The organism is Isoptericola dokdonensis DS-3 (genome assembly GCF_001636295.1).
GTDB classification, from domain to species: domain Bacteria; phylum Actinomycetota; class Actinomycetes; order Actinomycetales; family Cellulomonadaceae; genus Isoptericola; species Isoptericola dokdonensis.
The window spans coordinates 2,796,017-2,809,390 of record NZ_CP014209.1 but is presented as its reverse complement, the minus strand read 5'-3'; the positions used below and the strand labels follow the sequence as shown (position 1 = coordinate 2,809,390).

Sequence of the window (13,374 nt, the reverse complement as noted above, 5' to 3'; positions counted from 1 at the left end):
GGTCGTTTCGGGCCCGATGACCCCGTGTAACCAGTGGGTGACGGATCGCGGCCCGACGGCGGGGCACCCGATGGCCGATCATGAGGGCGTGGACGACGACGCACGCTGCCCCTGCCTGACCGGCCTCCCCTACGGCGAGTGCTGCGGCCCGCTGCACCGCAGGGAGCGCGCCGCACCCACCGCCGAGGCGCTCATGCGATCGCGGTACTCCGCCTTCGCCGTCGGCGACGCCGCCTACCTGCTGTCGTCGTGGCACCCGTCCACCCGGCCCGCGGACCTGGAGATCGACCCCGACCAGCGCTGGCTGCGGCTCGACGTCGTCTCCGCCACCGGCGGCGGGCCGTTCGACGACGCCGGCACCGTCGAGTTCGTCGCGACGTACCGCCAGGACGGGCAGCGCGGGCAGCTGCGCGAGGTCAGCCGGTTCGTCCGCGAGGGCGGGCGGTGGTTCTACGTCGACGGCGACGTCGCGTGACGCTTTGACTTCATCATTGCGTTACTTCTCGACCGAGTGACATGATGATTGAATCATTCGATCGTCGGAGGCCCCCGTGACCGCCATCTACCGGACACCCGAGACGGACCACGAGGATGCCGGAGTCATCAACGAGATCCGCGGCCTCCGTGACTCCCTGGCGACGATGCTGCGCACCCCCCGACGGTGGACCAGTGGGATGCGCCGTACGACCCAGGCTCGAGCCATCCAGGGCTCCAACACGATCGAGGGCTACACCGTCTCCGATCAGGACGCGCTCGCCGCCGTCGACGACGAGCCGCCCCTGACCGCCGACCAACGCACCTGGTCAGAGATCCTCGGGTATCGCCGGATGATGACGTACATCTTGCGCATGGCTCCGGAAGTCGGCTTCGGCATCGACTCCCAGACCCTGCGGTCGATGCACTTCATGCTGCTCGAGCACGACCTGTCGGTCGAGCCGGGACGGTTCCGTCCCGGCCCGATCTACGTCCGCGACGAGACCCGGGACGCCACGGTCTACGAGGGGCCGCCGTCCGAGATGGTCCCCGGGCTCGTCGAAGCGCTGGTCGACACCCTGACGACCGGAGGGACGGAACCGCTCGTCGACGCAGCGATGGCCCATCTCAACCTCGTGATGATCCACCCGTTCAAGGACGGCAACGGTCGCATCGCACGAGCCCTGCAGACCTTCGTCCTCGCCCAGGACCGAGTCCTCGAACTGACGTTCTCCAGCATCGAGGAATGGCTGGGTGGCAACACCGAGGACTACCACCGCATCCTGGCGGCGACCGGGCGAGGGGCGTGGAACCCGCAGCACGACGCCGGGCTCTGGATCAAGTTCAACCTCCGCGCACATCACATGCAGGCCCAGACCCTGCAGCGACGCTTCGACGAGGCCGTGCGGACCTGGCAGGCGATCGACGAGCTGATCGCCCGGCACGGGGTGCAGGAACGCACGGCGGACGCGCTCTTCGACGCCGTCCGCGGGCTGCGCGTCGCCCGCCCGACGTACGTGAAGCAGGCCGGCATCGAGGAGCAGACCGCCAGTCGTGACCTGCGCGCCCTCGTCGCGGCAGGACTGCTCGAGGCGCACGGTCAGACGCGCGGCCGCTACTACACCGCCACGGGTCCGCTGCGGGCGATCGGCCACGACATCAGATCGGGCCGCCCAGCACTCGCCGATCCCTACCCGTGGCTGATCGACGACGTCCGGAGGCGGGCGGCCGCCTAGGAACAGCTCCCGCGCCGGCCGTCGCCGGTGCGTCGACGGCGGCTCCTCCGCGCGCCCGTGGACTCGTCGTCGCAGGACCCGGATAGCCTCGGTCCACAGGGTCAGGAGGTGGAGTGCCCCAGCGCAACCGTGCCCGGGAGCAGCGTCGCGCCGCCGCGCCGCCCCTCGGCGAGCAGGACGTCCCGACCCGCGCGCGCCCGCCCGCGGACGTCGTGGCCGTCGACACGCCCGAGGCCGCCCGCGAGCTCGCCGTCCGGCTCCTCACCCCGGGCCGCAGGTGGCCCGTCGCCGTCGTGTCGACCGCCGCCGACGCGGACGGCCCCTACGTCGACACCGGCGAGCTGAAGTCCGAGGTCGGTGACCTCGCCGAGGTGGCGCTCGTCCGCACCGGCGACCCGTCGTGGGCGTTCTCCGCCGCGATGCCCCCGCAGACGCAGGTGTACGGCGGCGCGTCCCGCGTGTACCCCGTCGACCACGCCTGGGTCGGCCAACCACGCCGGTCGCGCCTGCGCTTCGCCTATTCCGACGCCGACGGCGCACGCGTCCGCGCGGACCTCGTGCACGACGTCCTCGGGGCGGCGCTGCAGGCCGGGCTCATCGGCGCCCCCGACCTCGCCCCCGCCGCGGCCGTCGTCGAAGGCATCGTGCGCAGGGTGCTCGGGCAGCGTGCGCTCGTCGACCTCGACGACGGCGGCCAGGCCACCGTCGCGGAGGAGCTCACCGGGGCCGGGGTGCCGCTGGCGCAGGTGCTCGCCCCGGGCCTGCGGGTGCACGGCGTGCTCGACCCCACGTCACGGCTGCTCGACGTCGGCGCCCACCTGCCCGACGACGCGGCGTCCGAGCACCTGGCGCGCACCGCCTACCGCGACGGCGACGTCGTGCTCGTGCGGGTACGCGAGGCGTCGGCGGACGCCGTCACCGTCGAGCTGGCACCGCGGCACGCCTCCCGGGTGCCGCGCGCGCACGTCACGACCAACGAGCTCGACCACCTCGACGACCTCTTCGAACCCGGCGAGGTCGTGCTCGCCCGCACCGTCGTCGGCCCCGCCGGGCTGACCGTCCGTCTCGACGACGTCGACGAGACCGAGGACGTCCCCGTCCCGGCCCTCGCCCTGCTGCCCGGCGGGCCGCCGTGGCTGCTCCCACCCGTCGCGACAGGGCGCCGTGCGCCCGAACCCGTCGCGCCGGAACCGACACCGCGACCGACACCTCCGCTGTCGCCGTCTCCCGCTGCTGAACCCGCCTCGGCGACGGCGTACGTGCCGGCGGAGACGACGGGACCGGCGGACCTGACGGAACCCGTGGAGGCGGCGGTACCCGCAGAGGCGGCGCCCGTGCGACCCACACCGGCGCTCCTGTCCCACGGCCCGACCCATCGCCCCCCGCAGCCCCCTCCCGCGCCGACACCGGCACCGCCTGCCACCCCCGCGGGACCCGCACCCAAGGGCAAGGCGCTGCAGGACGCGCAGCTCGCCCTCGCCGCCGCCGTCACGCGCGCCGAGACCGCCGAGCGGGACGCCACCACCTCAGGACGCCTCGCCCAGCAGCTCAGAAGCGAGAACGAACAGCTCCTTCTCGAGGTCCACGAGCTCGAAGCACGGATCACCCGGCTCGAACGCAGCCTCGGCGAGCAGAAGCGCAAGTACCGCCAGGCCGACCTCCGGCGCCAACAGGCAGAGAGCCGCACCCCGACGTCGGACGACGACGGTCCCTGGTTCACCGACCCCGCCGACCAGTTCCGGCACGAGGTCCGCACCGCCTGGGTGCGCGGCGTCCCCGCGGCCCAGAAGGCCTCGCTGCCGCTGCGCGACTACTCCCTCGGCCCCCGGTTCCTCGACTCCCTCACCCTCGGCGGCATCAGCCGCCGCAAGATCGTCGAGACCGTCGTGCACGTCGTCACCGGCCGCGCCGCCGACATCAACGGCCTCCAGCTCCACCGGCTCCGCACCGACGAGGGCGGTGACTCGCAACCGGTCACGCGCGACGCCGACGGCGCCACCTGCTTCCGTGTGTCCCTCCAGATCAACACGCCCTCCGCGCGGCGGCTGCACTTCTGGCGGCTGCCAGACGGGGGCTACGAACTGTCGCGGGTGGTGCTGCACGACGACGTCGAGCCGTGACCACGTCCGACCGGACCTGTACGCCCTACGCGGCTCGCCACCGATCGCTGCGGAACCGCACGACAGGTCAGCGAACGAGACCCTCGAGCAGTCCCTGGGTCTCGGGGTCGACGGAGTGGACGATGGTGCCTGTCATCCCCCGCGTGAGCAGGACCTTGTAGACGTTCCGGACCAGTGCGTCGAACTGCTCGTCGCTGACTTCCTTGCGGGAGCGGAAGGCCGGGTCCTTGTTCTCGTCGCGACGGGCGACCCACCGATCGGTGCGCCAGACGAGGTCCGGGCCGAGGATGACGCCGTTCCAGTCGTACTCGAATCCCTGCGCGGTGTAGACGCAGCCGACCTGGCCGAACCCGCCGGGGTTCGTCGCCCAGAGGTAGGAGGGCGGAGCGTCCCCGACCGCTCGTTCGCCCTTCACGTTCCACGGGCGGGACCAGTCGCCGACGACGACGTCCCGGACCAGCGTGTCGTCCGCCATCGGGTCGCTCCATCGCCAGGCGTAGCCGGCCGTCATCCGGGCGCCGAAGCCCTTGCCGAGGTATGCCTCGAGTGCGACCTCCAGCTCCCGTGGCGACGCGGCGGTCCGTAGCGCGAAACGGTCGTCGCCCTGCCAGGGGATGGGTCCGCCCTCGACCAGGCCGAGCAGGCGCAGCACCCACTCGATGTATGCCTCGCTCCCGCCGGCTCGGAACTGGTCGTGCAGACTCACGTGCTCGACCCGGATGCCCTGCGCTTCGGCAGCGGCGGTGATCGTCTCGACGGTTCCGCTCTCCCCCGGCCTCACCACCTGGTGCTCGTCGAGGAGGAAGACGGGAACCCGTGCCGCGTCCAGCAGCTCGTCGATCTGCGGGCGCGCCCGCTCCCGGATCGCCTGGGGCGTGTATCGGTTCACGGACTTCTCACGGATCCGGTGAGCCTCGTCCAGGACGAGCACGTCGAGCTCGTTCTTCTCCGCGGACATGAAGCTGTTGAAGTACATGAACAGCTTCTGCGTCGCCGAGGATCCCTTCCCGGCAACCTTGCGCAGCGTGCGCGTGAAGCTCTGGGATCCGGTGGCGTGCAGCACCGTGCGGCCTTCCCGGGCCAGCTCACCGAGCAACGAGAGCGCGATGACGCTCTTCCCCGAGCCCGGACCGCCGGAGACCACCACGGCGGTCTTGGTGTTGTCCTTGTACGCCCTGCGCACGGCCCCTTGCACGAGCTCGAACGCGACCCGCTGGTCGTCGAGGAGCACGAACTGCTCGCGGCGGCGCACCTCGTCGGCGGCCACCGCGAGGAGCTGCTTGGAGGGCCGCACCGCCGAACGCAGCAGGCGGTCGGCCGACGCCGCCCCGCTCGAGGCGGCAAGATTGGCCTGGAGGTACTCGATCCAGCGACCTCGCGAGCTCGCCGTGAAGAGCGGTGCCGTCGTCACAACTTCGGCGTCGATGAGGTCGGCGACGTCGGCATGGTGCGCGTTGTGCAGGTAGGCGACGCCGCGGATCGTCTCGTGGGCGTCGTGCAGCGTGGCGGTGAATTCCCGGATGAAGTCGACGTACCCCGCCACCTGCACGCTCGGGTGCAGGTGATCCCGCCGGGGGGACCCATCGACGTGGACCAGACTCTCCGACTCGTCATGACGTCGGGCGCGCGACCACTGCTTGAGCTCGACCACGACGAACGAGTCTCCGCCTCTCTGCGGATGTATTCCCGCGAGCACGACGTCCGCCCGCCGCGACGTGTAGGGCAGGCGGTACTCGAGAAGGACCTCGACGGCGCCGAGTCCGGCGTCGGTCAGGTCCCGTGCGATCACGGGCAAGGAGCGTGTCCAGGAGCGCCGCTCGCTCGGGCCGGGGACACCCAAGCCTTGGCTCACGAAGAACTCCTCGAGGTGCTTCTCCACCAACGAGACGTCCGACGTCGCCAGCTCGGCGAGAGCACGAGCGGAGTACCTGACAGGTCCGGACACGAACGCTCCTGGGCAGCACGAAGATTCGTGCGGCGGGGAGCGTGTCCAGGAGCGGAAGCTCGTCGGTACCGCGTAACGGACGAAATGCTACGACCTCAGGCGGACAATCCTCAGTCTGTTCGACTGTGTGGGGCGTCTCGGTCGCCAAACTTTTCAAGGCTGCCGTGCGCCGGGTGGACGCGGCACCCGGTCAGTCGCAGTCGTCGCAGAGTCCGGTCGCCGGCAGCTGCACGGCGCAGGTCGGGCAGACGGCGGCGGGCCGTTCCGTGGCGGCCACCCGTCCGCCACGCCCTGAGGTCCTCGTGAAGTTGGGCATCTCCTCACGACGGTAGGTGGCGTCGTCGACGCGGACGTCGACGTGGCCATGGGTGAAGTACGCCGCGGCGGCTCGCCCGTCGAGGTGACCGACGGCGACGTAGGAGCGCCCCTGCGGTGCCCAGATGCGGGTGTAGTCGAGCTCTGCGGCGATCTCGCGCATGCGGGGGCGGTTCTCGACGGGGAGCTTCACGTCCTCGAACGCGGCGTCGAGGGACTCGTAGGGGATGCGGCCGATGCCTCGGATCTCCTTGTCGCACTCGGTGCACACAGCGAGGTCGGCGAGGTCGGCGGCGTCGGCGAGGACGAAGTCCGAGGGGTCTGCCGACGGGAGGTGGCTGCAGCCCATGACATGGAGCCGGCCGCGGGCCTTGGTCCGGTAGAAGGTCTGGTAGCGGTAGACGTCGTCGGTCATGTTTCTCCAGGTGAGTGTCATGTCGGGCGCACGGCGCCCCGCCGTGGGAGGCAGTGGTCAGCGCTGGGTTCCGCTCCGGGGCCGCACGACGTCCGGCCGTGCGGACCATCCGCGTCCACCGCCGGCGCGCGGCGCGGGGACGTCGGGCCCGGCAGCAGCGGCACGCTCGGCGTCGGAGTAGACGGCGTGCTGGTCGCGGGCGGCGGCAGGTGCGGCGCCGGCGGCGACGGCGGTGCGGACGTCGCTCATGGCACGGGAGGTGGCGGCGTACGCGGCGGCGACGTTGCCGGTCGTGTAGGTCATGGACCGGCCTCGGGGGATGCCGACGGAGGCGCCGACCTCGATGGCGTCCTGGTTGGCGCCGAGGTAGAGGAAGGTCCAGCCGTCGATCTCCTCGCGCTCGGTGACGAGCGCCTTGACGGCGGCGTGCGTGTACTCGCGGGAGGCGTTCTCGTGGCCGTCGGTCATGATGCCGACGACGACGTTGGCGGGACGTTCGGCCTCGGGCAGCCGGGCGAGGCGTTCGGCAGTGGTGTGGACGACGCGGCCGATGGAGTCGAGCAGCGCGGTGCGTCCGCGGGGCTGGAGGTCGAGCGGCGGGACGTCGGCGACGTCCCGGTCGGCATAGACCTCCTGGTACTCGTGGTCGAACTGGGCGAGGGTGACGCGGCAGCGGCCGGGCGTGCCGCGCTGCTCGGCGAGGAAGGCGTCGAACCCTTCCTGCGTGGCGGCCTTGATGGACTGCATGGAGCCGGAGCGGTCGAGCAGCATGACCAGGTGGGTGAGGGCGGCGTCGGGCATGGCGGTTCCCTTCGTGGTGCGGCGAGTGTCAGCTGTTGCGGCGGCGGAACCGCAGCGGTTCGACGACGGGCGGGTCGGCGGGGGGCGGGGTGCCGCGTTCGCGGTCGTAGCGGGCGCGGGAGACGCCGTCGGCGGTGACGCGGCCCTGGGGCGACGCGTAGCCGCCGAGGATGGTGGTGCGCCCGAGTCGCGGCGGCACGGTGTTGGGTGCGACGCCCGCGAGCTCGGCGACGGCGCGCAGGGAGGCGCCGTCGAGGACGGCTTCGGCCATGGCCTCGTCGAGCGCACCGTCGAGCAGCGCCCGCGCCCGGGCGAGCGGTTCGACGGCACGTCCCGGCTCGGCCGTGGACGCCTCGTCGAGCGCCGCGCGGGCGGCGTCGAGGCGGGGGCGGTCGGACTGCCGTCGGGTCGTCATGCGGCCAGCCTATGTGCACTAACTGCACATAGGCAATAGGAGGACACGGATTCACCCGCCACCAGCGTCGGTCACTGCCAGGCACTACGGTGGCCCGGACCGGGCAGCGCCGAGGACAGCCCGACCGAGCCGAAGGGGCAGGCATGGCCGTCATCACCGTGGAGGGCAGGGCCGTCCGACACCTGGCCGCCGAGCGCGCGACCGTCCGCGTGCGGATCCGCTTCGAGCATCCGACGCCGGTCGATCGGACCGCCCAGGACGCGGCTGCAGTGCTGCGCGAGGTCAGCACGCTGGCCCGCGCTGAGGCCGATGCCGGTGCGGCCACCTGGTGGGGCGCCGAGCCGGTGGTGACGTGGGTCGAGAAGGAGTGGGTCAAGCCGAGCGCGCACGCCGACAAGGTCCTCCAGCAGCGCCACGTCGCGGGAGCGGGTGTCCAGGTGAAGTTCCGAGACTTCGCGCGGATGACGGCGTTCGCCGCGCGGGCGAACGCCCTCCAGGGCGCGGAGGTCGCGCACGTCTCCTGGGCGCTGACCGAGAAGACCCGTGACGCCCTGACCTCGGAGACCCGCCGGGACGCCGCCGTCGACGCCCGCCTGCGCGCGGAGGCCTACGCCTCCGCTCTCGGGCAGAACCACGTGACCCTCGTGCACCTCTACGAGGAGGGGTTGCGACCGGCCGGCCCGTACGGCGCGAAGCAGCAGTCCGGGGTGGGCGCCCGCAACGGCGTGACGACGTCGGGCAGCACCGGAGACCTGCGGTTGCGCGTCGAGGAGGTCGAGGTCACCGCGGTCGTGACCGCCGACTTCGAGACGACCTGAGCTCCGCGCACCCGGCCGCGCTCACGCCGTGCCGTCCCACACCTCGGCCTTGGCGAGCCGCTTGCGCACACCCTCCCCGCCGACGTCCTCGATCCACGACCGGTCGCCGACGACGACGAGCAGCGTCCGCGCGCGGGAGAGCCCGGTGTAGAGCATCTCTCGCGCCCGGGCGGCGTCGCGGACGCCGTTGACGGCGAGCACGACGACCTGCCGTTCGAGGCCCTTGAACCCGAGGACGTGCCCGTAGAACACGTCGGTCCCGGCGAAGAAGTCGTCCCAGTAGGCGGCGTGGCCGGACGTGCCGACGACGTTGATCTGCTCGGGGTGCCGCCGGCCGGTGGCGAGGAGCGCGACCTGGCCGGGTTCCCAGCCTTCGTCGAGGAGCGCCTCGACGGCGTCGTCGGCCGCATCGAGGGCACGGTCGGCGGGGACGTCGACGATCCGCACGGGGGCGCCGTCGAGGCCGCGCGGTCGCACGCGGTCGGGTGAGAGCGCGCCGAACACGTGGGCGATCTGCTTGGTGGAGCGCAGGTTCTCGTCGAGGGTGACGGGCACGAGGTCGAGGGGTGCCTGCCCGTCGCGGGGGAAGACGCGCTGCGCGTCGTCGAGGAAGACGGTGAGGCCGCCGTGGTCGGGGTCGCGCAGGCAGCGCAGCAGCGACGGCCACCACAGGTCGCCGAAGTCCTGCGCCTCGTCGACGACGACGGCGTCGAACAGGTCGTCCGGCCCGCGCTCGCCGGCGAGGCGGCCGAGCTCGAGCGGCAGGTCGCGCTCCCAGTAGTCAGGGTCGTCGTCGCGGCCGCCGGTGGCGCCCCAGCTGCGGGGCAGGTCGTGGAAGAGCCCGACGTAGGCGGGTCGTTCCCGCGCTGGCCAGGTGGCGGTGATCCGTTCGAGGTAGCGGCCGAGGCCGCGGGAGTAGCAGAGCAGGGCGACCCGCTCCCCGGCGCGGGTGCGGCGTCGGGCCTGCTCCAGCGCGAGGTACGTCTTGCCGGACCCGGCGCCGCCGACGACGCGCAGGCGCCGCACCTGGGCGAACAGGTCGAGGACGCGGGACTGGTCGCGGGTCATCTGCTCGAGCCAGGTCTCGTGCTCGAGCGCACGGGTGAGGTGCTCGGCGTGGCCGGGGAAACCGCCGGCGAGGGACGTGGCGAGCTCGTCGACGCCGAGGTCGTCGAGCGGGAAGTGCCCCTGCCCGTGCCGTTCGATCGCGTGCTTGACGCGCGCCGCGACCTGACCGGGTGACTCGAGGTCGCCCCGGTCGACCAGCATGTCGCGGGGCAGGTCGAGCGTCTGCCAGTCGCCCGGCACGTACCGGTGCGGGAACGCGACGAGGTGCGCGGTGCGGGACGACGCCGCCAGGTCGCCGCGCTCGCGCAGCAGCGCCTGCAGGGCGTGGCGGGCGCCCTGCACCTGCGCGACGGGGTCGATGCGGTGCCGCGCGTCCCCGCTGCCCTGGTACCAGGCGCCGTCGACCCGGTCGACGTACCCGCCCTTGACTTCGATCGCGGCGATCCCGACCCCGGGCCAGGCGACGAGCACGTCGATCTCGTACTCCTGTGCGCCCTCCTGCAGGTGGACGCCGTGGAACAGGGCGGCGCCGTCCGGCAGCGCGTCCGCGAGCGCCTCCCACACGGCGCGCTCGGCGCCGCCGTCGTCGGGGAACCGGGGGTCGGGCGGGAGGAGGCGCACCATGCCCACTTCGTACCGGATTCCCTTGTCCGCGTCACGCGTGCGCCAGGGAACGGTCGCCGCCGTCACCGGATTTCACCCGGGTGCTGCGCGAGACTGCTGGTCGGGTGCACGGCCCTCGCCCAGGCGAGGTGCCGACGGCGCTGCTCGGCCCCGTCCCACGGGCGACGACGCCAGTCGTCGAACCAGGCGAAGCGGACGGCCGCCGTACGGGCCACGGTGACGACACCACCGCGCGAGGGCACGGCACCCCAGTACGGCGCGTGGTCGTCGAGGACGAACACCGGCAGTCCGCCCGCCACCGCGCCTACCCATAGGTCCCCGAACGCGAGCGTGGCGTGGGCGGTGGTGCGGCGCGTCAGGCTCTCGCCCTGGATCGTCGTGACCAGCGGGCTCCCACCGCGCGCGGCGGCGACCTCCCGATCGAGACGCAGGCAGTCGTCGCAGACGTGCCGCTGCGCGTCCTTGAAGTTCCGCAGGGGCACGGTGGCACGAAGGCAGACCTGGCAGAGCCGGTGCGCCCGGACTGCCGCCGTGCAGGAGCGCCGGGACCGCGGCCGCTGGACCCCGGTGTGGACGGGGCAGACGAGCTCGCCGACCGAGCTGAGGGCGGTGCGGCACGGGTCGTCGGCGTCGACCTCGTGGACGGTGCCGTGCGGGGTGCGGAACGTGAAGGACATGCGGGCTCCCGGGTCAGGGGCCGACGACGTCGGTGCGCCGGAGCGCTCCGAGGTGACGTCGACCTCGCTCTTCCCTGCGCCTGTCGGCGCGGGGCGGGTCTTCCTCCTGGGGCACCGTGCGCGAGGGGCGCGGTTGCCGGACCGGCACGCGGAGGGCGTGTTGCCGGTCGCTCGTGACCTGGGCAGATGTCTACCCGACGGGTCGGTGACCTGGCAACTCGGCCGTGGCGGCACGCACCTGGTCGGGCGCGGTGTCGGACGGCGGGGCTACGGTCGTGCGCATGACCTACGCCAACGTCGGCACCCTCGGTACGGCCCCCGGGCGGCGGGACGAGCTCGTCGCGCACCTCACGCGGCGCAGCCCCGAGCTCGCGGCCGCGGGCTGCCTGCTCTACGAGGTCGGCACCCACGACGACCACCCGGACACCGTGTTCGTCGCCGAGCTGTGGACGTCCGCGGCGGCGCACCGCGACTCCTTGGAGCTGCCGGCGGTCCAGGAGTCCATCGCCGCTGCCCGCCCGCTGCTGTCCGGGGAGTTCGGCGGGTTCGACTTCACCGTCGCGGGCTCACCGCTGCGGGGCTGAGCCTCAGCCGATCGCCTCGCGCAGCAGGCGCACGGCACGCGGCCCGACGCCGTGCAACGCCAGCAGGTCCCCGTCGGAGCGTTCGGCGACCGCCGCGAGCGTCGTGATCCCGGCGCCCGCGAGCGCCCGGGTCGCGGGCCGCCCGATGGTGGCCGGCAGGTCGCCGACCGACCCGGGCGCGGCGGAGTCCGCCGCCACCACCGTCTCGACGAGCTCGTGCGGAGCGCACGCGAGCCAGGCGCGCCGCACCCAGTGGTTGAGCTGCTGCCCATCGAGGTCGTCGAGGCCCACCGCGACGCCGCCGGGCGACTCCTCGGCGCCGCCGATCTGTCCGAGCAGGGCTTCGGCGTCCGCCGCGTCGAGCGCGAGCTGGATCCCGATGCCCGGTACGGCCGAGACGAACACGACGTCGTGCACCCGGAAGGCACCCTCGGACTCGACGACGTCGGGCAGCGCGAGGGCGGCCTGGCGGAGCTGTTTCTCGGAGGTCATGCGTCCACGCTCGCACGGACGCGGCCTGTGCGCCGGTCAGTCGAAGTAGGAGGGCACGTCGATCGACCCGCCGGCGGCGGAGAACTCGTCGTCGACGGCGGCGCGGAGGCCGTCGTCGCACAGGTAGTCGAGCGCGGTGAGTGCCAGCCCGGCGGCGCCGTCGACGGCGGCGGCCACCGCGCGGGCGGAGCCGGCGGCGGCGGCGAAGTCTTTGGTGTGCAGCGCGACGGCCGGGTCGGCGACCTTGATGAGCGGGTGGATGCCCGGCACCCGGAAGCTGATGTTGCCGAAGTCGGTGGAGGCCGCCAGGGTCTCGGACACCACGCCGGCGGGCAGCACGTCGCGGCCGCGCCGCTGCTGCGCGGCCACCCAGCGGGCGGTGAGCGCAGCGTTGGTGCGCACCGGGAGCGACGGGTGGGCGCCGTCGTCCCAGCCGATCTTCACGTCGGTGCCGGTCATGAGCGCGGCCCCGCGGGCGACGTCGTCGAGGCGTCGCGACAGGTCACGCAGCGTGTCCGGGTACTTCGAGCGGGCGTACAGCCGCACGACGGCCCGCTCGGTGATGACGCTGGGGCGGGTGCCGCCGTCGGTGATGATGGCGTGCACCCGGTCCGACGGCGGCAGCTGCTGGCGCAGCAGCCCGACGCCCGCGTACGCGAGGTTCGCGGCGTCGAGCGCGTTGCGGCCCATGAAGGGCTGCGCGGAGGCGTGCGCGCTGCGGCCGGTGAACGTCCAGGTGAGCAGCCGGCGGCCGAGCCACACCTGGTCGGCGACGTCCGCGCCGTACGGGTGCACCATGATCGCCGCGTCGACGTCGTCGAACGCCCCGGCGCGGGCGAGGACCTCCTTGCCGGTGTGGCCCTCCTCGGCCGGGGTGCCGAGCAGCACGACCCGGCCGGCGGGGGCGTCCGTGGCCTGCAGGACGTCCTTGAGCGCGAGGAACGCGCCGACGCCCGCCGCCGCGATGACGTTGTGGCCGCACGCGTGGCCGATCTCCGGCAGGGCGTCGTACTCGGCGCAGATCGCGATCGTCGGGCCACCGCCCGGTCCGAGCGTCGCGCGGAACGCCGTCGCGACCCCGCCGGTCCCCGTCTCGGCCGCGATGCCGTGCCGGCCGAGCAGGTCGACGAGCAGCCGCGCGCTGTCGTGCTCCTCGAACGCCGTCTCCGGGTGGGCGTGCAGGGTGCGGACGACGGTGGCGAGCTCCGGTTCCAGCGCCGACGCCGCGGCGTCGACCACCCCGGCGAGCACGGCGGGAGCCCCGCCGGGCGTCCCGCCGTCGGGTTCCCCGGGGCCGGGCTCGGCGGCCCGGCGGCGCAGCTCGGTCTCGGCGGCGAGGTGGTCGAGATAGGCGGTGCTGGGCGGGCGGGCTCCATCCACAGGCATCACGC

The 13,374-nt window shown here is 73.2% G+C and carries 13 protein-coding genes and 1 riboswitch; of the genes, 5 read left to right on the top strand and 8 right to left on the bottom strand.

What is annotated here, in order from left to right; translation table 11 throughout:
- Positions 1-70 precede the first annotated feature (70 nt).
- The 3 genes from I598_RS13045 to I598_RS13035 all read left to right on the top strand — a co-directional run bounded on the left by I598_RS13045 (position 71) and on the right by I598_RS13035 (position 3,829).
- Positions 71-475, top strand: a complete 405-nt coding sequence (locus tag I598_RS13045) for a YchJ family protein (RefSeq protein WP_068203332.1) — start codon at positions 71-73, stop codon at positions 473-475.
- A gap of 76 nt (positions 476-551) precedes the next feature.
- Positions 552-1,709 carry a Fic family protein gene (locus I598_RS13040; RefSeq protein ID WP_232314159.1) on the top strand — a complete coding sequence of 386 codons (1,158 nt, stop codon included), beginning with the start codon at positions 552-554 and terminating at the stop codon, positions 1,707-1,709.
- Positions 1,710-1,822: 113 nt separating this feature from the next.
- Entirely contained in the window at positions 1,823-3,829 is a 2,007-nt protein-coding gene (locus I598_RS13035; RefSeq protein ID WP_083973258.1) for a hypothetical protein, read from the top strand.
- A 67-nt stretch (positions 3,830-3,896) separates the two neighbouring features.
- Here I598_RS13035 and I598_RS13030 read toward each other — a convergent pair whose 3' ends face one another.
- The 4 genes from I598_RS13030 to I598_RS13015 all read right to left on the bottom strand — a co-directional run bounded on the left by I598_RS13030 (position 3,897) and on the right by I598_RS13015 (position 7,720).
- Positions 3,897-5,618: a DUF2075 domain-containing protein gene (locus tag I598_RS13030; RefSeq protein ID WP_232314158.1), complete on the bottom strand. Its 1,722-nt coding sequence runs from the start codon at positions 5,616-5,618 to the stop codon at positions 3,897-3,899.
- Positions 5,619-5,964: 346 nt separating this feature from the next.
- Complete coding sequence (locus I598_RS13025; RefSeq protein ID WP_068203331.1) at positions 5,965-6,504, bottom strand: hypothetical protein; 540 nt, start codon at positions 6,502-6,504, stop codon at positions 5,965-5,967.
- Positions 6,505-6,561: 57 nt separating this feature from the next.
- The gene (locus I598_RS13020; protein ID WP_068203330.1) at positions 6,562-7,305 is read right to left on the bottom strand and encodes a vWA domain-containing protein; all 744 of its coding nucleotides are present in this window, start codon (positions 7,303-7,305) and stop codon (positions 6,562-6,564) included.
- 28 nt (positions 7,306-7,333) lie between these two features.
- On the bottom strand, positions 7,334-7,720 hold the full coding sequence (locus I598_RS13015) for a hypothetical protein (RefSeq protein ID WP_068203329.1): 387 nt from the start codon (positions 7,718-7,720) through the stop codon (positions 7,334-7,336).
- 143 nt (positions 7,721-7,863) lie between these two features.
- On the opposite strand from I598_RS13015, the gene I598_RS13010 reads away from it, so the two are divergent.
- Positions 7,864-8,538 (top strand): SIMPL domain-containing protein, encoded by a 675-nt coding sequence (locus I598_RS13010; RefSeq protein ID WP_068203328.1) that lies wholly within the window; start codon positions 7,864-7,866, stop codon positions 8,536-8,538.
- A 21-nt stretch (positions 8,539-8,559) separates the two neighbouring features.
- Here I598_RS13010 and I598_RS13005 read toward each other — a convergent pair whose 3' ends face one another.
- On the bottom strand, positions 8,560-10,230 hold the full coding sequence (locus tag I598_RS13005) for a nuclease-related domain-containing DEAD/DEAH box helicase (RefSeq protein WP_068203327.1): 1,671 nt from the start codon (positions 10,228-10,230) through the stop codon (positions 8,560-8,562).
- A gap of 62 nt (positions 10,231-10,292) precedes the next feature.
- Complete coding sequence (locus I598_RS13000) at positions 10,293-10,907, bottom strand: hypothetical protein (protein ID WP_068203326.1); 615 nt, start codon at positions 10,905-10,907, stop codon at positions 10,293-10,295.
- Between the two features lie 61 nt (positions 10,908-10,968).
- A riboswitch (SAM riboswitch) is annotated at positions 10,969-11,086 on the bottom strand.
- A gap of 102 nt (positions 11,087-11,188) precedes the next feature.
- On the opposite strand from I598_RS13000, the gene I598_RS12995 reads away from it, so the two are divergent.
- Positions 11,189-11,491, top strand: coding sequence for a putative quinol monooxygenase (locus I598_RS12995; RefSeq protein WP_068205275.1), 303 nt, complete (start codon positions 11,189-11,191; stop codon positions 11,489-11,491).
- A 3-nt stretch (positions 11,492-11,494) separates the two neighbouring features.
- Here the strand turns inward: I598_RS12995 and I598_RS18140 are convergent, their stop codons facing one another.
- Entirely contained in the window at positions 11,495-11,983 is a 489-nt protein-coding gene (locus I598_RS18140) for a helix-hairpin-helix domain-containing protein (RefSeq protein WP_068203325.1), read from the bottom strand.
- A 36-nt stretch (positions 11,984-12,019) separates the two neighbouring features.
- On the bottom strand, positions 12,020-13,369 hold the full coding sequence (locus tag I598_RS12985) for a M20 family metallopeptidase (RefSeq protein ID WP_068203324.1): 1,350 nt from the start codon (positions 13,367-13,369) through the stop codon (positions 12,020-12,022).
- Positions 13,370-13,374 lie beyond the last annotated feature (5 nt).